Source organism: Mycobacterium intracellulare ATCC 13950 (assembly GCF_000277125.1).
GTDB classification, from domain to species: domain Bacteria; phylum Actinomycetota; class Actinomycetes; order Mycobacteriales; family Mycobacteriaceae; genus Mycobacterium; species Mycobacterium intracellulare.
The window spans coordinates 3,565,462-3,591,781 of the sequence record NC_016946.1; the positions used below are offsets into that span (position 1 = coordinate 3,565,462).

General features: G+C 69.9%; 31 protein-coding genes. 8 read left to right on the plus strand and 23 right to left on the minus strand.

The genetic code is table 11. The features are described from left to right. Nucleotides 1-15 precede the first annotated feature (15 nt). Together OCU_RS41025 and OCU_RS41030 are read left to right on the plus strand one after the other, a co-directional pair. The gene (locus tag OCU_RS41025) at nt 16-471 is read left to right on the plus strand and encodes a DUF350 domain-containing protein (protein ID WP_009955061.1); all 456 of its coding nucleotides are present in this window, start codon (nt 16-18) and stop codon (nt 469-471) included. Next, a complete protein-coding gene (locus tag OCU_RS41030; protein ID WP_009955060.1) occupies nt 468-2,045 on the plus strand; it encodes a polyamine aminopropyltransferase in 1,578 nt (525 codons plus the stop codon). The genes OCU_RS41025 and OCU_RS41030 overlap by 4 nt, the downstream gene beginning before the upstream one ends. 98 nt (nt 2,046-2,143) lie before the next feature. Here OCU_RS41030 and OCU_RS41035 read toward each other — a convergent pair whose 3' ends face one another. The 10 genes from OCU_RS41035 to thrS all read right to left on the minus strand — a co-directional run bounded on the left by OCU_RS41035 (nt 2,144) and on the right by thrS (nt 11,991). After that, nucleotides 2,144-2,899, minus strand: a complete 756-nt coding sequence (locus tag OCU_RS41035) for a YebC/PmpR family DNA-binding transcriptional regulator (protein ID WP_008258326.1) — start codon at nt 2,897-2,899, stop codon at nt 2,144-2,146. Between the two features lie 260 nt (nt 2,900-3,159). Beyond that, a complete protein-coding gene (gene pdxT, locus OCU_RS41040) occupies nt 3,160-3,750 on the minus strand; it encodes a pyridoxal 5'-phosphate synthase glutaminase subunit PdxT (protein ID WP_009955058.1) in 591 nt (196 codons plus the stop codon). Then, a complete protein-coding gene (tesB, locus tag OCU_RS41045) occupies nt 3,747-4,583 on the minus strand; it encodes an acyl-CoA thioesterase II (RefSeq protein ID WP_014380522.1) in 837 nt (278 codons plus the stop codon). Before tesB ends, pdxT begins: the two co-directional genes overlap by 4 nt. A gap of 14 nt (nt 4,584-4,597) precedes the next feature. Then, nucleotides 4,598-5,446 carry a pyridoxal 5'-phosphate synthase lyase subunit PdxS gene (pdxS, locus tag OCU_RS41050; RefSeq protein ID WP_014380523.1) on the minus strand — a complete coding sequence of 283 codons (849 nt, stop codon included), beginning with the start codon at nt 5,444-5,446 and terminating at the stop codon, nt 4,598-4,600. 132 nt (nt 5,447-5,578) lie between these two features. Then, nucleotides 5,579-6,601, minus strand: a complete 1,023-nt coding sequence (locus OCU_RS41055) for an NUDIX hydrolase (protein WP_014380524.1) — start codon at nt 6,599-6,601, stop codon at nt 5,579-5,581. Continuing rightward, entirely contained in the window at nt 6,601-7,725 is a 1,125-nt protein-coding gene (locus OCU_RS41060; protein WP_014380525.1) for a glycosyltransferase family 4 protein, read from the minus strand. The genes OCU_RS41055 and OCU_RS41060 overlap by 1 nt, the downstream gene beginning before the upstream one ends. After that, the gene (locus OCU_RS41065) at nt 7,725-8,675 is read right to left on the minus strand and encodes a phosphatidylinositol mannoside acyltransferase (protein ID WP_008258332.1); all 951 of its coding nucleotides are present in this window, start codon (nt 8,673-8,675) and stop codon (nt 7,725-7,727) included. Before OCU_RS41065 ends, OCU_RS41060 begins: the two co-directional genes overlap by 1 nt. Nucleotides 8,676-8,692: 17 nt before the next feature. Further along, on the minus strand, nt 8,693-9,334 hold the full coding sequence (pgsA, locus tag OCU_RS41070) for a phosphatidylinositol phosphate synthase (RefSeq protein WP_041787078.1): 642 nt from the start codon (nt 9,332-9,334) through the stop codon (nt 8,693-8,695). A 13-nt stretch (nt 9,335-9,347) separates the two neighbouring features. Continuing rightward, complete coding sequence (locus tag OCU_RS41075) at nt 9,348-9,923, minus strand: HIT family protein (protein WP_008258334.1); 576 nt, start codon at nt 9,921-9,923, stop codon at nt 9,348-9,350. After that, nucleotides 9,916-11,991, minus strand: coding sequence for a threonine--tRNA ligase (thrS, locus tag OCU_RS41080; protein WP_009953630.1), 2,076 nt, complete (start codon nt 11,989-11,991; stop codon nt 9,916-9,918). Before thrS ends, OCU_RS41075 begins: the two co-directional genes overlap by 8 nt. A 98-nt stretch (nt 11,992-12,089) precedes the next feature. Between thrS and OCU_RS41085 the strand changes: the two genes are divergently transcribed. After that, complete coding sequence (locus OCU_RS41085) at nt 12,090-13,838, plus strand: cation:proton antiporter (protein WP_193375155.1); 1,749 nt, start codon at nt 12,090-12,092, stop codon at nt 13,836-13,838. Between the two features lie 72 nt (nt 13,839-13,910). Here OCU_RS41085 and OCU_RS41090 read toward each other — a convergent pair whose 3' ends face one another. After that, nucleotides 13,911-14,564: a PaaI family thioesterase gene (locus OCU_RS41090; RefSeq protein WP_009953633.1), complete on the minus strand. Its 654-nt coding sequence runs from the start codon at nt 14,562-14,564 to the stop codon at nt 13,911-13,913. Nucleotides 14,565-14,575: 11 nt separating this feature from the next. Beyond that, complete coding sequence (locus OCU_RS41095; RefSeq protein WP_044059218.1) at nt 14,576-15,496, minus strand: aldo/keto reductase; 921 nt, start codon at nt 15,494-15,496, stop codon at nt 14,576-14,578. A gap of 22 nt (nt 15,497-15,518) precedes the next feature. Here OCU_RS41095 and OCU_RS41100 point away from each other — a divergent pair, with 22 nt between their 5' ends. Further along, nucleotides 15,519-16,019, plus strand: coding sequence for a DUF1990 family protein (locus OCU_RS41100; protein ID WP_009953636.1), 501 nt, complete (start codon nt 15,519-15,521; stop codon nt 16,017-16,019). A 7-nt stretch (nt 16,020-16,026) separates the two neighbouring features. Here OCU_RS41100 and OCU_RS41105 read toward each other — a convergent pair whose 3' ends face one another. Continuing rightward, complete coding sequence (locus tag OCU_RS41105) at nt 16,027-16,482, minus strand: Rv2617c family stress response/phage resistance protein (protein ID WP_014380528.1); 456 nt, start codon at nt 16,480-16,482, stop codon at nt 16,027-16,029. A gap of 92 nt (nt 16,483-16,574) precedes the next feature. Here OCU_RS41105 and OCU_RS41110 point away from each other — a divergent pair, with 92 nt between their 5' ends. Beyond that, a complete protein-coding gene (locus OCU_RS41110; protein ID WP_014380529.1) occupies nt 16,575-17,279 on the plus strand; it encodes a helix-turn-helix transcriptional regulator in 705 nt (234 codons plus the stop codon). Between the two features lie 14 nt (nt 17,280-17,293). Here the strand turns inward: OCU_RS41110 and OCU_RS41115 are convergent, their stop codons facing one another. Genes OCU_RS41115 through fdxA form a run of 5 tightly spaced genes read right to left on the minus strand, consistent with a single transcriptional unit; the run spans nt 17,294 to nt 20,199 of the window. Beyond that, nucleotides 17,294-18,247 carry an NAD(P)H-dependent flavin oxidoreductase gene (locus OCU_RS41115; RefSeq protein WP_014380530.1) on the minus strand — a complete coding sequence of 318 codons (954 nt, stop codon included), beginning with the start codon at nt 18,245-18,247 and terminating at the stop codon, nt 17,294-17,296. A 6-nt stretch (nt 18,248-18,253) separates the two neighbouring features. Further along, nucleotides 18,254-18,598: a cupin domain-containing protein gene (locus OCU_RS41120; protein WP_009952612.1), complete on the minus strand. Its 345-nt coding sequence runs from the start codon at nt 18,596-18,598 to the stop codon at nt 18,254-18,256. Nucleotides 18,599-18,652: 54 nt separating this feature from the next. Then, entirely contained in the window at nt 18,653-19,078 is a 426-nt protein-coding gene (locus OCU_RS41125) for a hypothetical protein (RefSeq protein ID WP_014380531.1), read from the minus strand. Beyond that, the gene (locus tag OCU_RS41130; RefSeq protein ID WP_014380532.1) at nt 19,075-19,818 is read right to left on the minus strand and encodes a helix-turn-helix transcriptional regulator; all 744 of its coding nucleotides are present in this window, start codon (nt 19,816-19,818) and stop codon (nt 19,075-19,077) included. Before OCU_RS41130 ends, OCU_RS41125 begins: the two co-directional genes overlap by 4 nt. Before the next feature lie 24 nt (nt 19,819-19,842). Then, nucleotides 19,843-20,199: a ferredoxin gene (gene fdxA / locus OCU_RS41135; protein ID WP_041787079.1), complete on the minus strand. Its 357-nt coding sequence runs from the start codon at nt 20,197-20,199 to the stop codon at nt 19,843-19,845. Nucleotides 20,200-20,358: 159 nt separating this feature from the next. On the opposite strand from fdxA, the gene OCU_RS41140 reads away from it, so the two are divergent. The 3 genes from OCU_RS41140 (at nt 20,359) to OCU_RS41150 (ending at nt 22,047) form a co-directional block, all read left to right on the plus strand. Continuing rightward, nucleotides 20,359-21,198, plus strand: coding sequence for a class I SAM-dependent methyltransferase (locus OCU_RS41140; RefSeq protein ID WP_014380534.1), 840 nt, complete (start codon nt 20,359-20,361; stop codon nt 21,196-21,198). A gap of 191 nt (nt 21,199-21,389) precedes the next feature. Further along, nucleotides 21,390-21,602 carry a hypothetical protein gene (locus OCU_RS41145; protein ID WP_026071309.1) on the plus strand — a complete coding sequence of 71 codons (213 nt, stop codon included), beginning with the start codon at nt 21,390-21,392 and terminating at the stop codon, nt 21,600-21,602. A 181-nt stretch (nt 21,603-21,783) separates the two neighbouring features. Next, a complete protein-coding gene (locus OCU_RS41150; RefSeq protein ID WP_009952620.1) occupies nt 21,784-22,047 on the plus strand; it encodes a hypothetical protein in 264 nt (87 codons plus the stop codon). A 10-nt stretch (nt 22,048-22,057) separates the two neighbouring features. On the opposite strand, the gene OCU_RS41155 is transcribed toward OCU_RS41150, so the two are convergent. Genes OCU_RS41155 through OCU_RS41175 form a run of 5 tightly spaced genes read right to left on the minus strand, consistent with a single transcriptional unit; the run spans nt 22,058 to nt 26,263 of the window. Further along, entirely contained in the window at nt 22,058-23,284 is a 1,227-nt protein-coding gene (locus OCU_RS41155) for a lyase family protein (RefSeq protein ID WP_014380535.1), read from the minus strand. Next, a complete protein-coding gene (locus OCU_RS41160; protein ID WP_014380536.1) occupies nt 23,281-24,015 on the minus strand; it encodes a peptidase associated/transthyretin-like domain-containing protein in 735 nt (244 codons plus the stop codon). Before OCU_RS41160 ends, OCU_RS41155 begins: the two co-directional genes overlap by 4 nt. After that, the gene (pcaH, locus tag OCU_RS41165) at nt 24,008-24,781 is read right to left on the minus strand and encodes a protocatechuate 3,4-dioxygenase subunit beta (RefSeq protein ID WP_014380537.1); all 774 of its coding nucleotides are present in this window, start codon (nt 24,779-24,781) and stop codon (nt 24,008-24,010) included. Before pcaH ends, OCU_RS41160 begins: the two co-directional genes overlap by 8 nt. A 28-nt stretch (nt 24,782-24,809) precedes the next feature. Further along, nucleotides 24,810-25,295 (minus strand): hemerythrin domain-containing protein, encoded by a 486-nt coding sequence (locus OCU_RS41170; protein WP_009952625.1) that lies wholly within the window; start codon nt 25,293-25,295, stop codon nt 24,810-24,812. Beyond that, nucleotides 25,292-26,263, minus strand: a complete 972-nt coding sequence (locus OCU_RS41175) for a Rieske (2Fe-2S) protein (RefSeq protein ID WP_036459260.1) — start codon at nt 26,261-26,263, stop codon at nt 25,292-25,294. The genes OCU_RS41170 and OCU_RS41175 overlap by 4 nt, the downstream gene beginning before the upstream one ends. Nucleotides 26,264-26,320: the final 57 nt, after the last annotated feature.

Consider the following 26,320-nt stretch of genomic DNA (forward strand, 5'->3'; position numbering starts at 1 on the left):
GCAAAGGAGACAACCATGTACCTCGCCGTCGAGATCGGAACCGTCGACATCAATCCCGTGCTGAAGGGCGCGGTCGCGACGATCCTGTACTTCGTCGTCGGCATGGCCGTCCTGCTCGTCGGGTTCTACGTGGTCGACGTGCTGACCCCGGGAAAGCTGCGCCACCTGGTGTTCATCGACCGCCGCCCCAACGCCGTGATCGTCGCGGGCGCGATGTACATCGCGCTGACCGTCGTCATCATCACCGCGATCGCCAACAGCTACAGCCAGTTGGGCCAGGGGCTCCTCGGCGTGGCGGTGTACGGATTGATGGGGGTGATTTTGCTCGGGATAGCGCTGCTCACAATGCATCTGCTGATTCCGGGGAGTTTCCACGAGCACATCGACGAGCAGGTGCTGCATCCCGGCTCGTTCGCGGTGGCGCTGATACTGCTCGCGGTGGGAGGGGTGACCGCCGCGGCGGTGTCATGAGCTCCGTCGACGTGGCCACGGCCCCGGCGGCGCCGTCCGCGCCGGTATCGGGGCGGTGGCGGGCGCTGCTGTTGGCCGCCGTGGCGGCGTGCGCGGCCTGCGGCATCATCTACGAACTCGCGCTGCTGACGCTGTCGGCCAGCCTCGACGGCGGCGGCATCGTCGCCACCTCGCTGATCGTGGCGGGCTACATCGCCGCGCTGGGCGTGGGCGCGCTGCTGGTCAAACCCCTGCTGGCGCACGCGGCAATTACCTTCATCGCCGTGGAGGCGCTGCTCGGCGTCATCGGCGGGCTGTCCGCGGCGGTGCTGTACATGGTGTTCGCGTTCCTGGACGGCTCCGTCGGGTCGACGTGGGTGCTGGCGGTGAGCACGGCCCTGATCGGCGGCCTGGTCGGTGCCGAGGTGCCGCTGTTGATGACGCTGCTGCAGAGCGGGCGGGTGACCGGTGCCGCCGACGCCGGGCGCACGCTCGCCAACCTCAACGCGGCCGACTACCTCGGCGCGCTGCTGGGCGGGCTGGTCTGGCCGTTCCTGCTACTGCCGCAGCTGGGGATGATCCGCGGCGCGGCGGCCACCGGCATGATCAACCTGGCGGCGGCGGCCGTCGTCGCGCTTTTCCTGCTGCGCCACGTGGTTTCGACGCGCCAGCTCCTGCTGGCGCTGTGCGCGCTGGCCGCCGCGCTGGGGCTGCTCGCCACCCTGCTGCTGCGTTCGGCCGACGTCGAAACCACAAGCCGGCAACGGCTTTACGCCGACCCGATCGTCGCCTACCGGCACACGCCCTACCAGGAGATCGTGGTGACCCGCCGCGGCAACGACACCCGCCTGTACCTCGACGGCGGGCTGCAATTCTCCACCCGGGACGAATACCGCTACACCGAAAGCCTGGTGTACCCCGCCGTCGGCAAGGGCGCGCGTTCGGTGCTGGTGCTCGGCGGGGGCGACGGCCTGGTGGCCCGCGAGTTGCTGCGCCTGCCAGGCGTTTCCAAGATCGTGCAGGTCGAGCTCGACCCTGCGGTGATCGACATCGCACGCACCACGCTGCGTGGCGCCAACGGCGGTTCGTTGGACAACCCGCGGGTGGCCGTGGTGACGCAGGACGCGATGAACTGGTTGCGCGGACCCGACCTCGACCGGTTCGACGCGATCATCGTCGACCTTCCCGATCCCGACACACCCGTGCTGGGCCGGCTGTATTCGGCCGAGTTCTACGCGCTGGCCGCGCGGGCGCTGGCGCCCGGCGGGCTGATGGCGGTGCAAGCGGGCAGCCCCTTTTCCACGCCGACGGCCTACTGGCGCACGGTGTCGACGATCCGGGCGGCGGGCTATGCGGTCACGCCGTATCACGTGCACGTGCCGACGTTCGGCGATTGGGGATTCGCCCTGGCGCAGCGCGCCGATACCGCACCCACGCCGACGGTGCCGCCCGACGCTCCCCCGCTGCGTTTCCTCAACCAGCAGGTGCTTCAGGCCGCGTGCGTGTTCTCCGGCGACGTCGCGCCGCGGCCCGTGGAGCCGTCGACCCTGGACAATCCGCGCATCGTCGAGGACATGCGGCACGGGTACGACTAGATCCCTTGCGTAATCCCTTGCGCCGAGCGTGCAGTGAGGGCGAAAAATCGGCCGAAATCTCGCCCTGAGTGCACGCTCGGCGAGGCGAAGGAGGTGAATTACTCCTGGTCGAGGGCGGCGAGCACCTCGTCGGACAGGTCCACGTTGGTCCACACGTTCTGCACGTCGTCGCTGTCCTCCAGCGCGTCGACCAGCTTGAACACCTTGCGCGCGCCCTCGACGTCGACCGGCACGCTGACCGACGGCTGGAAGCTCGCCTCGGCGGACTCGTAGTCGATGCCGGCGTCCTGCAGCGCGGTGCGCACCGCGACCAGGTCGGTCGGCTCGGAAATGATCTCGAAGCTCTCGCCGAGGTCGTTGACGTCCTCGGCGCCGGCGTCGAGCACCGCCGTCAGCACGTCGTCCTCGGTCAGGCCGTTCTTCTCCAGCGTGACGACGCCCTTGCGGGTGAACAGGTAGGACACCGAGCCGGGGTCGGCCATGTTGCCGCCGTTGCGGGTGACGGCCACCCGGACCTCGCCCGCCGCCCGGTTGCGGTTGTCGGTCAGGCATTCGATCAGGACCGCGACGCCGTTGGGCCCGTAGCCCTCGTACATGATCGTCTGGTAGTCGGCGCCACCGGCTTCCTCGCCCGCGCCGCGCTTGCGGGCCCGCTCGATGTTGTCGTTGGGCACCGAGGTCTTCTTCGCCTTCTGGATGGCGTCATACAGCGTCGGGTTGCCGGCGGGGTCACCGCCGCCGGTGCGGGCGGCGACCTCGATGTTCTTGATCAGCCGGGCGAATTCCTTGCCGCGGCGCGCATCTTTGACGGCCTTTTGGTGCTTGGTGGTGGCCCACTTGGAATGGCCGCTCATCGGTGTCTCTTACCTCTTCTATGTCTGGAAAGTTCGCCAGTCGAGTCTACGTGGATGTCTGCGGCCGACGACCGGGCACTTCACTCCGGTCGCAGGGTTCCCGCAGTCACGACTTCCGGCGAGAGTGTGCGCTGAGGGCTTTGGCTGTGCGGTGACGGCGTTGAGTGTGCGCTGGCGGCGGCGACCCGCCCGGGGAGCGTCGCCCTGGACGCACACTGAAAACCCGGACTGCACACCGAACGCCCTGACGGCCTCGGCCGTCAGCCGGTCACCATGTCGACGAACATGTGGTGGATCCGCCGGTCGCCGGTCACCTCGGGGTGAAACGCCGTCGCCAGCTTGCGGCCCTGGCGCACCGCGACGACGTGACCGGCGGCGCTGGCCAGCACCTCCACGCCGTCACCGACCCGCTCGACCCACGGCGCGCGGATGAACACCGCCCGCACCGGATCGTCGAGGCCCGCGAAGTCGATGTCCCCTTCGAACGAGTCGACCTGTCGTCCAAAGGCGTTGCGCCGCACGGTCATATCGATCGCGCGCAGGGGCAGCGCCTCCCTCCCGCCCGCCCCGGCGTCGAGAATCTCGCTGGCCAGCAGGATCATCCCGGCGCACGCGCCGTAGGCGGGCAGCCCGTCGGCCAGCAGCCCGCGCAACGGCTCCAGCAGGCCGAGGTCTCCCAGCAGGTGGCTCATGGTCGTCGATTCCCCACCGGGGATGACCAGCCCGTCGACCGCCTCCAGCTCACCGCGCCGGCGCACGGGCATCGACTCGGCCCCGGCTTCGCGCAGGGCCGCCAGGTGCTCGCGGGTATCGCCCTGCAGCGCGAGGACCCCGATCCGGGGGGCGCTCACTGGTGATATCCCCGCTTGAAGCGGGTCAGCCCCTCCTGCATGACCGCCGCGACCATCTCGCCGGATTGGGTGAAGATCTTGCCCTGGCACAGCGCGCGGCCGCCGTTGGCCGACGGGGAGGACTGGTCATACAGCAGCCACTCGTCGGCCCGGAACGCCCGCATGAACCACATCGCGTGGTCCAGCGACGCCACCTGCAGGTGCTCGCGCACGTCGAGGTGGGTGACCTGCGCCGACCCCAGCAGGGTCAGGTCGCTCATGTAGGCCAGCGCGCAGATGTGCAGCACCGGGTCGTCGGGCAGCGGGTCACGGTGGCGGAACCAGACCTGCTGCTGGGCGGCCTTTCCCGGCGTGAGCTGCAGGCGCTCGCGCGGCACGATGCACACGTCCCACTCCGCGAACTGCTTGAACCCGGCGTCGTCGAACACCTTGACCGAGTCCAGCCCCGGCAGGCCGTCGGGCGGCGGCGCGGGCGGCATGGGGTCCTGGTGGTGGATGCCTTCCTGGTCGGTCTGGAAGGACGCGCCCATGCTGAAGATGATCTCGCCGTGCTGAATGGCGTTGACGCGCCGGGTCGCGAACGAGCCGCCGTCGCGGGTGCGCTCCACGATGAACACCGTGCGCTCCTTGGCGTCCCCGGGCCGCAGGAAGTAGCCGTGCAACGAGTGGACCTGGTAGCGCGGGTCGACGGTGCGCACCGCCGACACCAGCGACTGGCCGGCGACATGACCGCCGAAGGTGCGCTGCAGGAATCCCGATTCCGGGCTGAAGATGCTGCCCCGGTAGATGTTGACCTCGAGCTGCTCGAGATCAAGGATCTCTTCGATCGCCACCAATAGCCCTCGGCTTACCAGCCGCGTTCGGCCAGCCGATGGGGCTGCGCGATCTGCTCGACGTTGATGCCGACCATCGCCTCCCCCAGCCCACGCGAGACCTTGGCCAGCACGTCGGGATCGTCGTAGAAGGTGGTGGCCTTGACGATGGCCGCCGCGCGCTGGGCGGGGTCGCCGGACTTGAAGATGCCCGAGCCCACGAAGACGCCCTCGGCGCCGAGCTGCATCATCATCGCCGCGTCGGCGGGGGTGGCGATGCCACCGGCCGTGAACATGGTGACCGGCAGCTTGCCTGCCCGGGCCACCTCGACGACGAGTTCGTAGGGCGCCTGCAATTCCTTTGCGGCAACGTATAATTCGTCTTCGGACAGCGACGTCAGGCGGCGGATCTCGCCGCCGATCGCCCGCATGTGCGTGGTCGCGTTGGAGACGTCCCCGGTGCCGGCCTCGCCCTTGGAGCGGATCATGGCGGCGCCCTCGTTGATCCGTCGCAAAGCCTCGCCGAGGTTGGTGGCGCCGCACACGAACGGCACGGTGAACTTCCACTTGTCGATGTGGTGGGTGTAGTCGGCGGGGGTGAGCACCTCCGACTCGTCTACGTAATCCACCCCGAGGCTCTGCAGGATCTGCGCCTCGACGAAGTGCCCGATGCGCGCCTTGGCCATCACCGGGATGGTCACCGCCGAGATGATGCCCTCGATCATGTCCGGGTCGCTCATCCGCGACACCCCGCCCTGGGCGCGGATGTCGGCGGGCACCCGCTCCAGCGCCATCACGGCGACGGCGCCGGCGCCCTCGGCGATCTTGGCCTGCTCGGGGGTGACGACGTCCATGATGACGCCGCCCTTGAGCATCTCGGCCATGCCGCGCTTGACGCGTGCGGTTCCGGTTCGCCCGTTGCCGTCCGGTGGGTGGGCGCTAGTCACTGCTTGATCTCCTTCAACCGTTGTCGACCCAGTCTAATGAGGCGCTTTGGCCCGCGTTGACCGACGGAGTCAGCGGATCGACAGCAGCGGGCCGGGGGCGCGGCCGCCGGCGAGCGCGGCCGCGTCGGTGAGCAGTCCGGATAGTTGCATGGGGTACACCGTCTCCCCCGCGGCGACGAGCTGGGCGATGTCGGCAGCGTCACACCAGCGGTGGCCGTGGATGTAGCTGCGTTCCAGTTCGGTGCGGCCCGTGCGCGACGGCTCGAACCGGCGGGTGCGGTAGACGAAGTAGAACTCCTCGCTGTCGATCAGCGAGCCGTTGAACTCGAAGACCTGGTCGCGCCGCCACACGGGCCCGACCATGTCGGTGGGCGCGACCCGCAGGCCGGTTTCCTCGGCGAGCTCTCGCGCGGCCGCCTCGGCCAGCCGTTCCCCCTGCTGCACTTCGCCGCCCACGGTGAACCACCACTTCGGGGCGGGCTCGCCCAGCGCCGGATCCGACCCGCGCAGCAGCAACACCGCCCCGCTCTCGTCGAGCAGCACGACGCGGGCCGAGGTGCGGTGGTTGAGCACGCCGTGATCGCCGTGGGCCAACGCGTGCGGCCGCTCGACGATCTCGAAATAGCTGGGCAGCCCGGCGGTCCCGCCCAGGTGGAACAGCCGCACCAGGGGCCGCTCGGCCAGCGCCAGCGTGTCGCGCACCGCGTCGTTGTGGAAGCGGCGGGCCAGCAGCACCCGGGCCTCGGCGTCGGCCAGCTCGGCGATCAACCCGGCCGGCAGGGACGCCGGGTTGACGGCGGCCAGCGCGGCCGACAGCTCGTTTTCGCACGTCTCCCGCGCGGGCCGGGGCGCGCCCTCGGCGGCGTCGGCCAGCGCCGCCAACCGCCGGCCCTCGGATGCGCCGCCGTAGGCGTCGATTGCCACGGCGCGCGCCACCACCGCGCGGCGCGCCAGCGCGCCGTCGAGCGCCTGCCACGACAGGTCGTAGCGGACGTGCAACCGGTCCAGCCGGTTGGCCGTCCGGTACGCCCAAGCGCCGAAGACGGCCAGCACCGCGACCAACACCGCGATGGCGACGATCAACCCTGTCATCAACTGGCCACCTCAACCTTGGCGCCCGACGCGGCGACCGTCTCGTACACCCGCAGGATCTGGCTGGCCACCACCGACCAGTCGTAGCGCTGGACGGCGGCCGAACCGGCCGCCACATAGCGTTCGGCCAGCCCATCATCCTCCAGCACCTCGATCAGCGCATCGGCGAGCGCGGCGCCGTCGCCGACGGGTACCAGGCGGCCCACGTCCCCGCCGGCCAGCACGCGCCGGAAGGCGTCGAGGTCGCTGGCCACCACCGGAGTCCCGGCGGCCATGGCCTCGACCAAGACGATGCCGAAGCTTTCCCCGCCGAGGTTGGGTGCGCAGTAGACGTCGGCGCTGCGCATGGCCGACGCCTTCCCGGCATCGTCGACCTGGCCGAGGAAGCGAATGTTGTTCACGAATTCGCCTGCCTGCGCGCGTAATTCGTCTTCGTCACCGCGTCCGACGATGAGCAGCTGCACGTCGGCGAACCGATCAACCAGCCGCGGCAGCGCGTCGAGCAACACCCCCACGCCCTTGCGCGGCTCGTCGTAGCGCCCGAGGAACAGCACCGTCTTGCCGGGCCGCGGGTAACCGTCCAGCAGCGGCGCGGTGGCGAACGAGCCGACGTCGACGCCGTTGGGGATCTCCACCGCGTCGGTTCCCAGCGCCTCCATCTGCCAGCGCCGCGCCAAGTCGGACACCGCGATCCGGCCGACGATCTTCTCGTGCATCGGGCGCAGGATGCCCTGAAAGACCGTCAGCGTCAGCGATTTGGTGGTCGACGTGTGAAACGTCGCCACGATCGGGCCCTCGGCGATGTTGAGCGCCAGCATGGACAGGCTCGGCGCGTTGGGCTCGTGCAGGTGCAGCACGTCGAAATCGCCTTCGGCGAGCCACTTTTTGACCCTGCGGTGGGTGGCCGGGCCGAACCGCAGCCGGGCCACCGACCCGTTGTAGGGAATCGGGACGGCCTTGCCCGCCGAGACGACGTAGTCGGGCAACACGGCGTGCGGCGAGGCCGGCGCGAGCACGCTGACGTCATGCCCGCGGGCCCGCACCACCTCGGCAAGCTGCAGGACGTGCGACTGCACCCCGCCCGGAACGTCGAACGAGTAGGGACAGATCATCCCGATGCGCATCAGGCGTCCCTTAGCCGGGCCTGCTTGTTCTCGGAGAGGTCGGCCAGCCACTGCGGCTGCATCATGTGCCAATCCTCGGGGCGGGCGGCAATGTTCTTCTCGAAGTGATCGGCCAACAGCTGGGTGATCGCGCCGACGTCGCCGCCGGTGCAGTCCAGCGCCGGGTGGATGGCGACGCCCCAGCCCTGGCCCTCGAACCAGCAGTGGGCCGCTAGCAGGGCCGCCCCCGTCGCGATCGCGAGCTTCGCCGGCCCGGCCGGCATCCGGGTGGGTTCGCCGAAGAAGTCGACCTGCACGCCGGTGCGGGTGAGGTCGCGCTCGGCCATCAGGCACACCACCCGGTTGTCCCGCAGCCGGTCGCACAACACGTCGAAGGGTGGCCGCTCGCCCCCGGACAAGGGCAGCACCTCGAAGCCGAGGCCTTCGCGGTAGGCGATGAACCGCCGGTAGAGCGACTCGGGTTTGAGTCGCTCCGCGACGGTGGTGAAGGTGCCGTGTGTCTGCGCCAGCCACACCCCTGCCATGTCCCAATTGCCGCTGTGCGGCAACGCGATCACTGCGCCGCGGCCGCCGGACAGTGCCGCTTCGATATGGTCGCGGCCCTGAACAGAGTCGTGCAGCTGGCGGCCGACCGCGGCGAGGTCCATGCCCGGCAGGCGGAACGCCTCGCGCCAATAACGGGCGTAGGAGGCCACGGACGCCCGCATCAGTGAATCCGGAACGTCTGAGGGCGGCACCCGCAAGACGCGGGCCAGGTTCTTGCGCAACTGATCTGGGCCGCCGCCGCGGGCCGCGTAGCGCGCCGCGGCGCCAAATGCGTTGCGCGCGGCGAACTCCGGCATCGCCCGCACGGCCAACCAGCCTGACGCGTACGCCCAGTCGGCCCCGACGCCGCTCAACCGGCCCGCGACGCGGCTCGCCAGGCGGCTCGGTGCCGTGATCGCGTTCATGCCCGGCGGAGTGGGAATCACGGCGCGACCGATCCGCGGTCGGTCGCACCCGGCGAGGTGCGCACCGTGCGCAACCGCTGCGCGCAGGTGACCAGGCTGGCCGCCGCCAACAGCCACATCGCCACCGGCAACGCGGGCGGCCACGCGACGAACGGAAAGTCCGAGATGCCGGCGCCGACCAGCACGATGATCAGCCGCTCGGGCCGTTCGATGATGCCGCCGTCGCCGCGCAGGCCGCTGGCCTCGGCCCGGGCCTTGATGTAGGAGATCACCTGCGAGGTGACCAGGCAGATCAGGGTGGCCGCCGCCAGCGGCTTGTCGTGCAGTCCGAAGGCGATCCACCACAGCAGCCCGCAGAACACCGCACCGTCGCTGACGCGGTCACAGGTGGCGTCCAGCACCGCGCCGAACCGGGTGCCGCCGCCTTGTTCCCGCGCCATCGCCCCGTCGAGCATGTCGAAGAGGACGAAGAACCAGACCACCAGCGTGCCGATGAACAGCTTGCCAATCGGGAAGAAGATCAGCGCCCCCGCCACGGCCACGACGGTGCCCAGGATCGTGACGACGTCGGGGGTCAAACCCAACCGCAGGCACGCTTTCGCGGTCGGAGTGGTCAGCCGCGCGAACGCCGCCCGGGACAGGAACGGCACCTTACTCATGATCGCGTTGCGCTCATCGCTGCTTCGTCCACTCCGTCGCCAGCAACTGGCGGGTTTCGCGCAGCAACTGCGGGATCACCTTCGACCCGCCGATGATGGTGATGAAGTTGGCGTCGCCGCCCCAGCGCGGGACGACGTGCACGTGCAGGTGCTCGGCCAGCGACCCGCCGGCCGAGGTCCCCAGGTTGAGGCCGACGTTGAAACCATGCGGCCGCGACACGTTCTTGATGACGCGAATCGCCTTCTGGATGAAGGACATCAGCTCCGCGCTCTCCGGATCGGTGAGGTCCTCCAGCTCCGAGACGCGCCGGTAGGGCACCACCATCAGGTGCCCGGGGTTGTACGGGTAGAGGTTGAGCACGGCGTAGACGAGTTCACCGCGCGCGACCACCAGTCCGTCTTCGTCGGTCAGCTGCGGGATGTCGGTGAACGGCTGCTCGGTTTTGCCGTTGTCGCGCTTCATCGGCGCCTCGGCCAGATAGGTCATCCGATACGGCGTCCACAACCGCTGCAGATGATCTTCCTCGCCGACGCCCCGGTCGAGGATGGTGTCGTCGGTGCGCGGCTCGGCGCGTTCGCGCTCACTCACCGGCCGCCACCTTCACGAGTTCGGCGGTGGGAGCGGCATTCTCGCGATCGGCGATCCACTTCACGATGGCGTCGACGGCGCCGTCGCGGGGCACGCCGTTGATCTGGGTGCGGTCACCGAAGCGGAAACTGACCGCGCCCGCCGCAACGTCACGGTCGCCGGCGAGCAACATGAACGGCACCCGCTGGTTGGTGTGGTTGACGATCTTCTTGGCCATCCGGTCGTCGCTGGCGTCGACCTCGACCCGAACCCCGTGCGAACGCAGTTGCGCCGCAACGTCGTTCAGATAGTCTACGTGGTCGTCGGCCACCGGGATGCCGACCACCTGCACCGGCGCCAGCCACGCCGGGAAGGCGCCGGCGTAGTGCTCGGTCAGGATCCCGAAGAATCGCTCGATGGACCCGAACAGCGCGCGGTGGATCATCACCGGCCGCTGCCGGCTCCCGTCGGCGGCGGTGTACTCCAGCTCGAACCGCTCCGGGAAGTTGAAGTCCACCTGGATGGTCGACATCTGCCAACTGCGGCCCAGGGCGTCGCGGGCCTGCACGGAGATCTTGGGCCCGTAGAACGCCGCGCCGCCCGGATCCGGCACCAGCTGCAGGCCGGATTCGGCGGCCACATCGGCCAGGGCTTTGGTGGATTCCTCCCACATGGCATCGGAGCCCACGAACTTCTCCGGGTCCTTGGTGGACAGTTCCAGATAAAAGTCCTCCAGCCCGTAGTCGCCCAGGAGCTCGAGGATGAACCGTAGCAGCGACGCCAGCTCGGCGTGCAGCTGCTCGCGGGCGCAGAAGATGTGCGCGTCGTCCATGGTGAAACCGCGCGCCCGGGTCAACCCATGCACCACGCCGGACTTCTCGTAGCGGTAAACGGTGCCGAATTCGAAGAGCCGCAACGGAAGTTCGCGATACGAGCGCCCGCGCGACCGGAAGATCAGCGTGTGCATCGGACAGTTCATCGGCTTGAGGTAATAGTCCTGCCCCGGCTTCCGCACGGTCCCGTCGTCGTCGTATTCGGCATCGAGATGCATCGGCGGGTACATGCCTTCGGCGTACCAGTCCAGATGGCCAGACGTGTGGAACAGGTCCGCCTTGGTGATGTGCGGGGTGTTGACGAACTCGTAGCCGGCCGCGATGTGCTTGCGCCGCGAGTACTCTTCCAGCTCCCGGCGCACGATGCCGCCCTTGGGATGGAAAACGGCCAAGCCGGAACCGATTTCGTCGGGAAAGCTGAACAGGTCGAGCTCGGTGCCCAGCTTGCGGTGATCGCGGCGCTGGGCCTCCTCGATCAGCGTCAGGTGGCGCTCCAGGGCTTCCTGCGACTCCCAGGCCGTGCCGTAGATCCGTTGCAGGCTGGCGTTGTTCTGGTCGCCGCGCCAGTAGGCCGCCGAGCTGCGGGTCAGCTTGAACGCGGGGATGTGCCTGGTGGTCGGGATGTGCGGTCCCCGGCACAGGTCGCCCCAGACCCGTTCGCGCGTACGGGGATTGAGGTTGTCGTAGGCCGTGAGCTCGTCGCCCCCGACCTCCATCACCGAAGGATCACCGGACTTGTCGTCGACGAGTTCGAGCTTGTAGGGCTCCCCCGCCAGCTCGGCGCGCGCCTGGTCCTTGGACTCGTAGACCCGGCGCTCGAACAGCTGGCCCTCTTTGACGATCTGGCGCATCCGCTTTTCCAGCGCCGCCAGATCCTCGGGCGTGAACGGCTCCGGTACGTCGAAGTCGTAGTAGAAGCCGTCGGTGATGGGCGGGCCGATGCCCAGCTTGGCTTGCGGGAACAGCTCCTGGACGGCCTGGGCCAACACGTGCGCGGCCGAGTGCCGGATCACGCTGCGGCCGTCGTCGGTGTTGGCCGCCACCGGAATCACCTCGGCGTCGGCGGCGGGCGCCCAACTGAGGTCGCGCAGCTTGCCCTCCGCGTCGCGCACCACCACGACGCCGTCGGGCGCCCCGCGGCCCGGCAGCCCCGCATCCCGCACCGCGGCGGCCGCGGTGGTCCCGGCAGGCACCCGGATCGGGGCTTGCGGGTCGCTGCCGTCGGCTCCCGAGGCGGCGTGTGCGGGGACGGTCATTGTGGCGGTCTCCAAGGCTCGATGGGTCGACGACCATGCTATCGGGGCGGTTCGGCGCCGAGCAGGGCCGTCGAGCAGTCGCCCACAAGTCCGGCAAGATGGACCCGATGGGGGCGCAGACGGGTTTGACGCTGCTGCTCGGCGCCGTCGCGGTCATCGTGCTGGTCAACTGGATCAGCGAGCGCACCGGGCTGCCCAGCGCGCCGCTGCTGGTTCTCGTCGGCATCGGCTATGCGCTGGTGCCGGGGCCGAACATCAGCCTCGAGCCCGACGTCGTGATGACCTGCATCCTGCCGCCGCTGCTCTTCAACGCGGCGCTGGAGTCGTCGCTGGTCGGCATCCGCCGCAATCTGCGCACGGTCATCAGCCTGTCGGTGGTCCTCGTCCTGTTGACCGCGGCGTCGGTCGGCATCGCGTTCGGGCTGCTCGTCAGCGGTGCGACGCTCGCGGTGGGCATGGTGCTGGGCGCCGCCGTCGCGCCGACCGACCCGGTGGCCGCGCTGGCCGTGGCCCGCAAGGAAGGCCTCCCGCTCAACATCGTCACCCTGATCGAGGGCGAGGGGCTGCTCAACGACGCGACCGCCCTGACCACGCTGTCGGTGGCCATCACGGTGGCGCGCGGCGCCGCGTTCTCGGTGCCGTCGGCGATCCGGGAGTTCGCGCTGGCGGCCCTGGGCGGCCTGGCGGTGGGAATGGTGTTCGCCTACTTCCGGCGGCTGCTGCGCCGGTGGAGACACGACGTGCTGACGGCCAACGCGATCTCGCTCGCCACCCCGTTCGTGACCTATCTGGTGGCCGAGGAGCTGTCCGCCTCCGGTGTCCTGGCGGTCGTGGTGTGCGGGTTGATCGTCGGCCACGACTCGCCCCGGCTCGAGTCGGGGGCGAGCCGATTGCAGACGCGGGCCGTCTGGCGGCTGGTCAACTTCCTGCTCGAGGGCCTGGTGTTCTTGCTGATCGGCCATCAGCTGCCGGCCATCCTCGACGACCTGGGCGGCTACGACCTGTCGACGATCATCGTGGCGGTCGCCGTCACCGTCGCCGTGGTTCTCGTGGTGCGGCCGCTGTGGTTGCTGCTCACCCAGTCGCTTCCCCGGCCGCTGCGCACCCGGCTCGGCAACGTCTCGGGGTCCGCCGACGCCGACGACGCCGGCGACGCAAACGACGCCAACGAACCCGACGGACCCGCCGAGCCCGACACCGGGCGCCGGCGCAACCGCATCTCCGAGCGCCTCAGCGGCCGTGAAGTCTTGGTGCTGAGCTGGGCCGGCACCCGCGGGGTGGTCAGCCTCGCGGCGATTTTCACGGTTCCGTTCGTGACCGACAGCAGCGCGCCGTTTCCCGACCGGGACCTGCTGCTGTTCTGCACCCTGGTCGTCGTGCTGGTGACGCTGATCGGACAGGGCATCACGTTCGGCCCGCTGGTGCGCGCCCTGGGCCTGCGCGCGGATGCCACCGACGAACTGCGGCTGCGCAACCGGGCTCGCGCCGCCGCCGTGCAGGCCGCGCTGGACAGGCTCGACTCGCTGGACCAACAGGACGACGTGGACGTGGACCCTCGGGTGATCGACGGTGTGCGCCAACAGTTGTCGGCACGGCTCGAGCGGTATCAGCACCGGCTCGACCTGTTGTCGGACGCCGCCGAGGCGCCCGCCGCTCCCCGCTACGAGGCCGCGGTCGCCATCCGCCGCATCGCCATCGACGCCCAGCGCGACGAGCTGGTGCGCTGGCGGGACGCGGGCATGCTGCCCGACCAGAGCCTGCGCGCGATTGAACGCGAACTCGACCACGAAGAGAGCACGCTGCCGATGCGGACGCGCCGGGCCCGCCGGCGCACGCAAAGAACTTAATTTTCAACCTGTTTGGTGCGGCCTACCCTGTTGCGACGACGCTCCATGAAACCCCTTGCGGGCGAACGACCCTCAGGGCTGGCCGGGTTTGAGCCGCACGAACAGCGCGTCGGCTTCGGTGAGCAGGCGATCGTTGTCGGTCAACCGGCCCGAGACGAAGATCTTGCGCCCGTCCACCCGGTCGACGCCGGCGTCGAACTGTAGTTCCTTCTCCACCGGAACGATGTGGCGGTAGTCGATCTTGAGGTAGGCGGTGCGCTGCCGTGGGTTGCCGGTGAGCACCGCGGCGCTCAGCCCCAGAATGGAATCGAACAGCATCCCCAGCGCGCCGCCGTGCACGGCGCCGTTACGGCCGAGATGGAACCGGGCGAAGCGGGCCTCGCCATGGACGCGGCCGTCTGCGCCTTTGCGGGCCGCCATGGGGATCGTCAGGATGTTGCCGCGCATCGGCAGGTCCATCCGGCGGCCCGACGGGGAGGCCCACTCGTCGGCGTCGTACGGCGCCAGCAACGCCGACACCTTCTCCAGCAGGTCGGCCGCCTCGGTGATCACCTCGTCGGGGGCGTCGGCGGCGCGGGCGTGATCCTGCAACGCGCGCACGGCGTCGATGAACCTGCCGTAGTCGGGCCCGCCCTTGGTGGTCGGTTCGGGCGGGTTGAATCCCCCGCCGGGGTGTCGCTGATGTTCGGCCACCACCACACCGTATTGCCCGACGGGCGCGCGCATTCGCGAGGTGGCTACCCGGTCTGCTGGGCCCCGGCGGCCGACAGGGTCTCGAACTCGTCGTCCGACAGCGTGATCTCAGCGGCGGCGACGTTCTCCTCCAGGTGCGCCACCTTCGACGTCCCCGGAATCGGCAGCATCACCGGTGACCGCTTCAGCAACCACGCCAGCGCCAGCTGTGACGGCGTCGCGTCGTGCTCGGCGGCGATGCGCTGCAGCGGCCCGTCGGGGGCGGCCAGCGGTCCGGCGGCCAGCGGGAACCAGGGGATGAAACCGATGCCCTGTTCGGTCACCGCGTCCAGCAGCGGTTCGGCGTCACGGGCCGACAGGTTGTACATGTTCTGCACCGACACGATCTCGGTGATCTTTTGCGCCGCGCCGAGCTGGTCGACGTTGATCTCGGACAGGCCGATGTGGCGGATCTTGCCCTCGTTCTTCAGGGTCAGCAGCTCGCCGACCTGGTCCTCGAGCGGGAAGTTCTTGTCGATGCGGTGCAGCTGGAACAGGTCGATGGCGTCCACGCCCAGCCGGCGCAGGCTCAGCTCGCATTCCTGGCGCAGATAACTGGGGTTGCCCAACGGGATCCAGATGTCCGGGCCGGTGCGCAGCAGCCCCGCCTTGGTCGCGATCACCAGGCCGTCGTAGGGATGCAGCGCCTCGTGGATGATCTCCTCGGAGAAGTACGGGCCGTAGGAGTCCGCGGTGTCGATGAAGTTCACCCCGAGCTCGACGGCGCGCCGCAGCACCCGGACGCATTCGTCGCGGTCGTCGGGCGGGCCCCACACGCCCTTCGCGGTAAGGCGCATCGCCCCGAAGCCGAGTCGGTTGATGGTCAGATCTCCGCCGAGGGTGAACGTTCCCGACGCCCCGGCAACGGTTTTCGAGTTTTGTGCGGTCACATCTTCAGACCGTACTCGCAAAACACCGCCGCGCATCGTGGCGTGGCAAGCTGAACGCGTGGACCTACGAGCGCTCGAGGAACTTCCGCTGACCTATCGGGAAGTGGGTGCGACGGCGGCCGGTGACCTGCCCGCGGGATACGACCATCAACACGCCGAGCGCCAAATCGGCACGGGCCGGCAGCGTTTCGAGCAGGCCGCCGACGCCGTGCTGCGCTGGGGCATGCAGCGCGGCTCGGGGCTGCGCGTGCAGGCCAGCTCGGAGATCGCCGTCGTCGACGCGGTGGTGGTGGTGCGGATGGGTTTTCTGCCGGCGCCCTGCCGCGTCGTGTACGTCGTCGACGAACCCGACATTCGCGGCTTCGGCTACGGCACCCTGCCGGGCCACCCGGAATCCGGCGAGGAGCGTTTCGTGGTGCGCTACGACCCGATCACCTCCGCAGTCCACGCGGAGGTGTCGGCATTCTCCCGTCCGGCGACCTGGTGGAGCAAGGCCGGCGGCCCGGTGGTGCGGGTAGCGCAGCGGCTCATCGCCAAGCGCTACCTGAGGGCCGTCTGACGCGCGGCTACCGGGCCGCGATGCTGCGCCCGATGCTGCCGCTGTGCACGCCCTGCGCCAGCCGGGCCAGCGCGATGGCGCCCACGAACAACCCGAAGTCGCGCAGCGCGACGTCGTAGAACCCGGGCCCGGTGACCAGGTCGATGATGATCCCGGCGAGCCAGGCCGCGACGACCCAGGCGCCCAGCCGTGGGGCCACCGCCACCACCACCCCGGCCACGATCTCGATGATCCCGACGAGGTACATGCACTGATCGGCCGTTCCGGGCACCAGGTCGTCGATCCAGCCGGCCAGATACATGCTCCAGTGATGCGGGTGGGTCAGCAGGTTGAAGAACTTGTCCAACCCGAACACGATCGGCGCGATCGTAAACACGGTGCGAAGCGCGAGATAGGCCGAATAGGCCGGGTCCCGTAGCTGCTCGGCGAGGGTGGGCGTCGCGCTGACTTGATTGGTGCTCATCGGGTGCCTCCATTTCTAACGGATAATAAATCGAACGGTAGAACGTGTAGACTGTAGCGTCAAGCATTTTGTCTGTTAGAAATGGCGCGGGAATGGACGACCGGGAGCACCTGCAGCGCGACGCCGCCGGCATCGGGGCGCTCGCCGATCCGGTGCGCCACCGCCTGTATCAGTTCGTGTGCGACCAGCCCGCGCCCGCGAGCCGCGACCAGGCGGCCGACGCCGTCGGGATCCCCCACCACCAGGCCAAGTTCCACCTGGACCGGCTCACCGCCGAGGGCCTGCTGGAAACCGGTTTCGCGCGCGTGACCGGGCGCTCGGGCCCCGGCGCCGGGCGTACCGCCAAGCTGTATCGCCGGGCGGGCCGCGACATCGCGGTCAGCCTTCCGCAGCGGGAGTACGAGCTGGCGGGCCGCTTGATGGCGACGGCTATCGCCCGGTCGGCGGGCACCGGCGAACCGGTCACCAGCGTCCTGAACCGGGTGGCCCGTGACTACGGTCGCGCGATCGGGGCGCGGGCCGGCGCGCGAGCGCCCGCCGACGCCGCGGGCGCGCTTCGGCGCGCGGTGGAGCTGCTGAGCCGGCACGGCTACGAGCCCCGCTACGGCGACGGCGAGGTCGAGCTCGCCAACTGCCCGTTCCACGCCCTGGCGCAGGAACAGACGGAGCTGGCCTGCACCATGAACCACGCGCTGATCAGCGGCGTGGCCGATGCGCTGGCGCCACACGGCCCGAACGCCCGGCTCTGCCCGGGGCCCGACCGGTGCTGCGTCGTGCTGGCGCCCGGCCGCGCGTAGGCCGCGAGCGAGTCCTACGCCCGCTCTGGTGTCCCCCAGCCGGACAGCAACCGTGCCGCGCCCGTGCACATCTCGTCGATGACCTCGCGCACCGACGCGTCGTCGCGGATCATCCCGACGCCCTGACCGGCGTCGACAGGGGCGATTCGGCAGTCCCCGGCGGCGATCGCTGTGGCCAGCTCCTCGCAGGCGGCCGGGTCCAGCGCCTCTTCGTGACCGGTCCAGTGCTCGACGAACTCGTTGGCCAGCACCCGCGACGGGAATCGCGCCGGCCAGGGCAGCCCCTTGGCGACGTCGAAGACCCGGGTGACCGCGGTGTCGGTTTCGGTGGCGGCCACCAGGGCCCGGCGGCCGGCGTCGCCGGTCAGCGCCTCCGGACAGGCCGACAGGCGGGTCCCCACCCACGCCCCGCTGGCGCCGGCGGCCAGCACGGCGGCCAGGCTGCGCGCCGAGGCGACACCGCCCGCGGCCAGCACCGGCACCGTGACCGCGTCCAGGACGGCGTCCAGCAACGGCAGCAGCCCCAGCTTGACCTCGCCGTGCCCGCCGCCCTCCGACCCGCGGGCGACCAGGATGTCGACGCCGGCGTCGACGGCCCTGCGCGCCCCGTCGCTGTCGTAAACCTGTGTGACGGTGGGGATTCCGGTGTCATGCGCCTTGGCGACCCAGGACCAGTCGGTTCCGAAGCTGACCGACAACAGGGCGGGCCGTGCGGCCAGCGCATCCTCGAGCAGCCCGGCCTCGTTGCGCATCACCCAATCGACCAGGCCGATGCCGAACCGGCCGTCGACGCCCCGCAGCTGCTCGGCCAGCAGCTCCCGGGTCGCGACGCTGCCCATGCCGACCATGCCCAGACCACCGGCCGCCGTGACCGCGGCGGCCAGGCGGCCGCCGGCGACCCCGCCCATCGGCGCGTTGACGATGGGCGCCCGCAGACCGAAACTCGTTGCCCAGGGCGTCGAGAGCATCGGCGGCTAGTGCGCCGAGGGGATGGTCTTCAGCACGGTCAGCAGGACCACCGAATCCTCGATCGCGTGCAGGGCATGGCGTTCGGGCGGGATCGCAAGGTATTCGCCGGCCTTACCCTCCCAGGCGTCGCCGCCGGTGGTCAGGCGCACGCGGCCGCGCAGCACCTGCAGGGTGGCCTCGCCGGGGCTGTCGTGTTCGGAGAGGTCGTGGTCGGCCAGCAGGGCCAGCACGGTCTGCCGAAGCTCGTGGCTGTGTCCGCCGTGGATCGTGTGCGCGGCCCGTCCGCTGTGGGACTGTTTGGCCTCGGCGAGCTTTTCGGACGCGAGGTCGGTCAACGAAACGGAATCCATTGTGAGTCCTTCGTAGTTGCAAGGCCTTTCACCGACGGCCTTGAGGGTTGGCAGTTAACCGCTCAGTAGGAGTATCCCCGCCGCGATCAGGCCGGCCACCTTGACCGCCTCGAGGGCGACGTAGCCGTAGTGGGCCCGGGAGCGCGGCCCGTCCGATCCGGACAGCACCCGGTCGGAACGGCGGGTCAGCGCGGGCCGCACGGCGACCAGCTGCACGGCCAACGCGGCGACGGCGACGCCGACCGCCGCGATGACGCCCGCCGGGATGGGGCCCGCGATCACGATCGCCCCGATGACGAGCGCGAAGGCCACCTCGACGGTGTTGAGGGCGCGGAAGACCAGCCGGCCGATGCCGAGCCCGATCTGCAACGTCACGTTGGGCGCCCGGAACTTCAGCGGGGCTTCCAAAAACGAGATGGCCAGCACCATGCCGAGCCAGACGAAGGTGAGCGCGACGGCGATCGCGGTTCCGGTCGTCATTTGGCCGCCCCCTGCAGCGTCAGGTGAGCCAGACACAGGTCCGGCTCCACGAACGAGTCGAGCCGGTCCACCGAGACCGGTGCGCCCCAGGTTTCCACCGCTCCCTGCATGAGGCCGAGGTGCACCGGACACACGACGCTCGACCGGTTTTCGGCCAGCTCCAGGAACGGGCAGTGCCGCAGTCCGACTTGTTGCTCCCCGTCGACCACCCGGCGCTCGGGCGCGAAGCCGAGTTCGTCGAGCACCTCGATCAAACGGGCGATGACCTCCTCGGCGTTGGCGGGGGCGTCGGGCCGCGGATGCAGCTCGGCGTCCACCTTCCGCCCCCACGCCCGTCCCGCGGCCAGCGCCTTGGGCCCCGGGTCGCGCTCGGTGGCGAAGGCCATGGTCAAGATCTCGGCGAGCAGCCGGTAATGCCGCGTCCCGCCGCGATCCATCTGCCGGACCGCCCGGAACATCAGCGGTGGGCGGCCCGGGCCTTTGCGGTCCAGCTCGACGTGTTCCACCTGCCCGTCGGTGACCAGGCTGTCGAGGTGGAAGCGGACGGTGTTGGGGTGCACGCCCAGCTCGTCGGCGATCCCGGCGATGCTCATCGGGTCCGGGGAAGCCCGCAACAACCGCATCACCGCGCGGCGCCGACCCGCCGATTCGCCCGCGACCGAACCCTGAACCTCCGGGAATTTCTCCAACTGCCGGGCCTTCTGGGCTTTCTGCGTCTTCTGGGTTCTCTGGGTCTTCACCGGGTCCCTCACGCTGCTCGTCCTTCAAGCCCCGTCCGAATGGGCGGCACTGGGCTGACCCGCCACCAGCGGTGTGTCGACGCCGAGCGGGCCGACCTTGGCCGCCCCGCCCGGGGACCCCAGGGGTTCGTCGCGGCCCGGCAGCGTCTCGGCGAAGAATGCTGCATTGTCGGCCAGGTGCGGCTGGAGATCCTCGAGCAGGTCATCTTCGTAGTAAATCGCCTCCACCGGACAAACCGGCTCGCACGCGCCGCAGTCGACACACTCGTCTGGATGAATGTAGAGCGCGCGGCCGCCCTCGTAAATGCAATCCACGGGACACTCGTCGACGCAGGCGCGATCCATCACGTCGACGCATGGCTTCCCGATCGCGTAAGTCATGGGCTACAGTTTACACAACATGTCTTGTAAAAATTGGGTTCGAGGTCTAAGAACAATGAAGGCCGACGGTAGGCTCATCGACACCCCGCCCCCGGTGCGCCATGGGTACCACGAGCTGGCCCTGGCCTCACCGCAAGGCGCTGCGCGACAGGAGATCTGATGCCAGGACAACGAGCAGGTTCCGAACTTCCGCTGCCGGCGTCGCGCCGTGACGACAGCGCGGTCGCCGGCCATTGGCTGTTGGCCCGGCTCGGCAAGCGCGTGTTGCGCCCCGGCGGGGTCGAGCTGACCCGCACCCTGCTGTCGCGCGCGGGGCTGGGCGGCGCCGATGTGGTCGAGCTCGCGCCGGGCCTGGGCCGCACCGCCACCGAGATCGTGGCCCGCGGTCCGCGGTCCTACGTCGGCGCCGAGGGCGACCCGGACGCGGCCAACATGGTCCGCGGCGTGCTTTCCGATCTCGGTGCGCAGAATGCCGCCGTGCGGGTGGCGGACGCGGCGGAGACCGGGTTGCCGGACGCCAGCAGCGATGTCGTCGTCGGAGAGGCGATGCTGACCATGCAAGGCGACGCGGCCAAACAGGCCATCGTCGCCGAGGCGGCCCGCGTGCTGCGGCCGGGGGGCCGCTACGCGATCCACGAACTCGCCCTCATCCCGGACACGGTGTCGGAGGAGATCAGCACCGAGATCCGGCAGGGACTCGCGCGTTCGATCAAGGTGAACGCGCGGCCGCTGACGATCGCGGAGTGGTCGAAACTGCTCGCCGAGCACGGATTGGTGGTCGACAACGTCACCACCGCGCCGATGGCCCTGCTACAGCCCCGCCGGCTGGTCTCCGACGAGGGCCTGTTCGGGGCCCTGCGGTTCGCCAGGAACGTGCTCCTGCACCGCGATGCCCGCAAGCGGGTCCTGGCGATGCGCCGCACGTTCCGCAAGCACCGCAAGCAACTGGCCGCCGTCGCGATCGTCGCCCACAAGCCGGCGGCATCGGCCACCGGCTGACCGGCCCCGGAAAGCTTTCGGGACGGCCTGCGCCGTTCGGTGTTGCGCCGCTTCCGATATCGGGTCCCGAGTTTGGGCCCGTTCCGCAATCTCCGCGTGACGGTTTAGTGACGCCCCCTGACGTAACTTGGCTGCGGCAGTTGTGGGGAGAACGAAGGAGCTTGCCGAGCATGGGTGCTAGCCCACCGTCGCTGACGGATTCCGACCTCGACGCGTTGGCGTCGGATTTCCTGCAGTCGCATTACCTCGGCGCCATCTACGCCGATTGGTCACCCGATCGGCGGCTCGACATGTTCCTGAGGCGGCGCGGCCTCGCCAGGGTGGCCAACGACGGCGACCTGTCCCACAACGTCTTGCAACGCATCATGTCCCGGGCGGGCCGTGCCTCATTGGCGCGGCATTGATCGGCCTGCTCTTCTGCTGCAGAACCAGGTAGGCGACCGCGATGAACAAAATCCGCGAAAAAGTTCGAGTTTTGACGGCCGAAATGACAACCCACGCATTGGTACGGACGTACTATTGCGCTCTAGAGCTGGACGTGCCGCCGGGGATGGATGAGTCGTTGAGGCTAGCGGGGAGGGGACGATGAATTCACCGAAATGGATGGTTCATTGGCCGCAGCGCAGGCCGACGGCCACGATCTACCAGTTGACCGACCGACTCCACCGCGGGCACGTCGCCCGGGTGCCCGCCCATCAGATCACGGCGACGGTGTCGGCGTGGCTGGCGGACCTGGGAGCCGACAGCCCGCTGGTCGACGAACTCGAGCGCGCCGTGTGTGGCGGGGACTGGGCGGCGGCGCACGCCCTGAGTGAGTGCTTGTCCATCGAGATCGCGGTGGCCGACTGAGAATCGCGACTCAGCGCTGAGCGAGTGCCCGCGCGGCGCGGCCGAGGCTGTCGTCGATCAGCCGGTCGACGGCGCCGAAGTAGGTCGGTGACGGGTCTTTACCCACCAGCTCGGCGATCGCTTGCTGCTCACCCAAAACATCTGCGGCGTCGAGGTCTTCGGCCATGCGCTGCGTGTGCACGGTCAGGCCGGTCAGCAACTCCGCGGTTTGGGATCCCGCGACCACGGTGCGCCGGCCCAGCGTGCGCAGGGTGTCCCATTCGGCGTGCCACGCCCCGTCGGGCCGTTCGTCGTCGGCCAGCGCCGCGGCGGTGTGCAAGGTGGCGGCAAGCGGCGGCGTCGACAGCGCGGCGCGGCGAATCAGGATGGACAGCACGGGGTTACGCTTGTGCGGCATGGACGACGAGCCGCCCCGGTTGTCGGCCGTCGGCTCGCTGAGTTCGGCGATCTCGGGGCGGGCCAGCGTGACGATGTCGGAGGCGATGCGGCCCCAGCAGTCGGTGCAGCCGACGAACGCGTCGGCGGCGCCGGTGATCGGCGCGCGGGCCGTGTGCCAGGGCGCCCGCGGCGCCAAGCCCAATGCGGTTGCCGTGTCGGCGGCGACGCCGGCCGCCACCCCGGCCGGGTCGGAGCCGCCGGTGAGCAGCGCCGCCAACTCCGTGGTGGCGGCCAATGTGCCCGCGGCGCCGCCGATTTGGACGGGCGTGGTCAGCGCAGCCATCCGGTCGAAGGCATCGACGACCCCGTTCAGCCAAGCGGCGGCCTTGGCGCCGAAGGTGGTGGGTGCGGCGTGCTGGGTAAGGGTGCGGGCCACCATCGGCGTGGCCCGGTGCCGCGTGACGAGTTCGGACAGCGCCGAGATCTGCTCTCTCAGCTGCGTGATCAGGTCGTCGGCGACCGCGCGCGTGGCCAGCATCAGGCCGGTGTCCAGGACGTCCTGGCTGGTGAGTCCGCGGTGGATCCACGGCGCGACGGCCGGCTCCGCGCGCTCGCGCAGGAGGTTCACCAAGGGAATCACCGGGTTGCCGCCGTCTTCGGCGGAGGCCGCGAGGGCCTCGCAGTCGTCGTGGGTCACCAGATTCCGCAGCTCCACGCCGACGCACTCGGCGGCCGTCAGGCCGGCGCCCGCCAGCGCGCTCAGCCACGCGGATTCCACCGCGACCATCGAACCCAGCAGCGCCCCGTCGGTCATGTGCTCGCCGGCTCGATGGTCTCCGGGCCACAGCAGATTCGTCATCGCGCGTCCGCCCGGTACGCCAGGAACACGGTCTCGGCCGGCCCCTGCAGGTGGATGTCGAAACGATATGCGGCGCCGTCGTTTTCGGCCACGCAGAGCAACGTTTCCAGACGCTCGGCGGGGACGGCGGCCAACAGGGGATCGGCGTCCGGGTCGGCTCCGGGCAGGTAGGCGCGGGTGAACAACCGGTTCAACAGCCCCCGCGCGAACACGGTGAGCGCGAAGTACGGCGGGCGCCCGTCGATCACCGAACCCGGGGTCAGGGTGGTGAACGCGTAGCGCCCGGCGTCGTCGGTCGCGCAGCGGCCCCAGCCGGTGAACGACGGGTCTCGATGGCGCCGACCCGCTGCGCCCGGCGCAAGCGCCGCGCTTGCGATCGACGGGTCTCGATGGCGCCGACCCGCTGCGCCCGGCGCAAGCGCCGCGCTTGCGATCGACGGGTCTCGATGGCGCCGACCCGCTGCGCCCGGCGCAAGCGCCGCGCTTGCGATCGACGCGTGGGATCGGCGCAGCGAACCGGCCTGCCGCGCAATGCGTCCCGCGGTATCGGGCTGCCAGAGTTCGACCAGTGCGTCGGGGACCGCGGCGTCGCCGCCGTCGTACACCGTGCCGTGCAGCCGGATGGCCTGCGGGTGGCCGTCGTCGACCAGCTCGCTGTCACCGGGGTACGGCAATCCCAGGTCGAGGAAGGGCCCGACCGTTTGCCCTGGGGTGCAGGCATTTTCAGTCATGCGCGCCCTCGGTGGGTGTCGGCGCGCCGCCGGTCAGGACGATGTCCCACCGGTACCCGGTCGCGTACTCGGGCTGGGTCAGGTCGTGGTCGTAGCGGGCGATGAGCCGTTGCCGCGCGGCGGGATCGAGGATCGACTGGAAGATCGGATCCAGCTCGAACAGTGGGTCGCCCGGGAAGTACATCTGGGTGACCAAGCGCTGGGTGAAAGCCGTTCCGAAAACGGAGAAATGGATGTGCGCCGGGCGCCAGGCGTTGCGATGGTTGCGCCACGGGTAGGGGCCGGGCTTGACGGTCAGGAACCGATAGGAGCCGTCCGGCCCGGTCAGGCAGCGGCCGGCGCCGGTGAAGTTGGGGTCGAGCGGGGCCGGGTGCTGGTCGCGCTGGTGGCGGTAGCGCCCGGCGGCATTGGCCTGCCAGATCTCGACCAGCTGACCGGCCACCGGCCGGCCGCCTTCGTCGACGACGCGTCCGGTCACCGCGACGCGCTCCCCGATCGGCTCGCCCGGATGCCCGGCCGTCAGGTCGGCGTCGAGCGGGTCGACGTCCTGGTGGCCGAAGCACGGCGCCCAGAGCTCGATCCCCTCGGGATCGATCGCGACCAGGGGATGCTTGGGGTGGCGCAGCGTCGTGCTGCGGTACGGCGGATAGTCCAGGAGCGGCTGACCGTGCGCCGGGCCTGCCCCGGCGCCGCCCGGGTATTGCGCTGCGATGCGGGCGATCTCCGCCGTGATGTCAGCCTGAGAAGCGACACACCCGGCGTCCATGAGCCGTGACGCTACTCTCGATGCTCCCCTACAGGGCGCGGATCAACGCCGCGCGCCCCCTGGTCCGCAGGCGGTGCACGGCCGAGCCGCGGTACTGCTCGATCGTGGCGGCCATCTTGTTGCCCAACTCCTCGAGCTCCGCGTCGGTGATCTTCACCTGCGGAGGGGCCGGGATCATGTCGCGTTCCTCTTCGTCCGCGTGCGCCTCCAGCACGGTCTTGAACGAATTCCACTCGTCCTCATACCCCGGCGCGCTCTGCGGCGTCTTGAGCAACACGGAAAGCTGGTCGACGACCTGGCGGTGTTCGGCGTGGGCGACCGCGATCAGCTTGGTGGCCGCGCGCAGCGCCGGGTAGTACAGGTCGTCCTCGATCCGGAAGTGGATGTCGAGCTCGATCAGCATGTCGTCGAAAAGGGCATGGCGCTCTTCGGAATTCAGCGGCGCCTCGCTGACCTTGCGGCCGAGGCCCTTGAGCACGATGTGGTGTTCTTTGAGAACGTCGTAGGCGTTCAATTGGCTCCTCCTTTAGCGATTCCGATCGCGCCGCCGGGAGCGGGCTGCTGCTCACCGCGGACTTCGACCACTCCGTCGACCAACCGGGCCTCGTAGCACGGCAGCGGCGCTGCCGCCGGACCGCGCACCACTTCGCCGGATTCGGCGGCGAACCACGAGCCATGCCAGGGGCACACCAACCGGCCGCGGTCCATCCAGCCGTCGGCCATCGGGGCGGCCAGGTGGGGGCAGAATTCTCCGTACGCCGCGACTTCACCGGGCTTGGTCTGACAGACCACCAGGCCCACACCGTCGACCTCGACGCGCACCGGTTTGCCGTTGAGCGAGCTCGCGGGCAGCACCGGCGTCCACGCGGAGGTGCGCAGCCGCGGACCGGACTGGTCGATGCCGATGCCGGAGTCGAAGACCAGCGCCCCACCGAGGTAGCTGCCGGCGACGGTGATGCCGTAGCCCAGCGCGGTGAGCACGATGCCTCGCCCGTGGCGTCCCTTGCGACGGTCCCACCACGACTGCATGTACAGCGCGGTGGCGGCGACGTTCAGCAGGCCGTGCACCGCGCCGACGCGGCGGTCCTCCTCGTGGGTGTGCTGCCAGTCGGTGACGCCGGTGACGGCCGAGCCCAGGCTCGCCAGGATGCCGACCCCGAGGGCGCGGGAGGCGAATCGTGAGGCGTCGACGACCTCGGACGCGGGCTGGCCCGGCAGCACGCTGAGGACGTCGAGCGCCACCGTCGTGCCGAGCGCGCCGCTGGTCAGCGACGCCAACGGCGGGTGCACCGGGTGCCCGAGCCAGACCCCGTTGAGCGCGTTGGTGACGGTGTTGCGGGCGCCGCCGAGCCCGTTGTAGGCGAAGCTGAGCAGGTGTTCGAACCGATAGCTCGGCCGATCCATCCACTCCTGGCGCCCGATAGCGGCCAGAACCTTGGATCCGACCTGCTGCAATCGACCCCTGCGTGGCCGACCCACCATCGCACCCTGCCTTTCCTCAAATCAGTGGAAATAAGCGGCTAATAACCGCAAAACCGA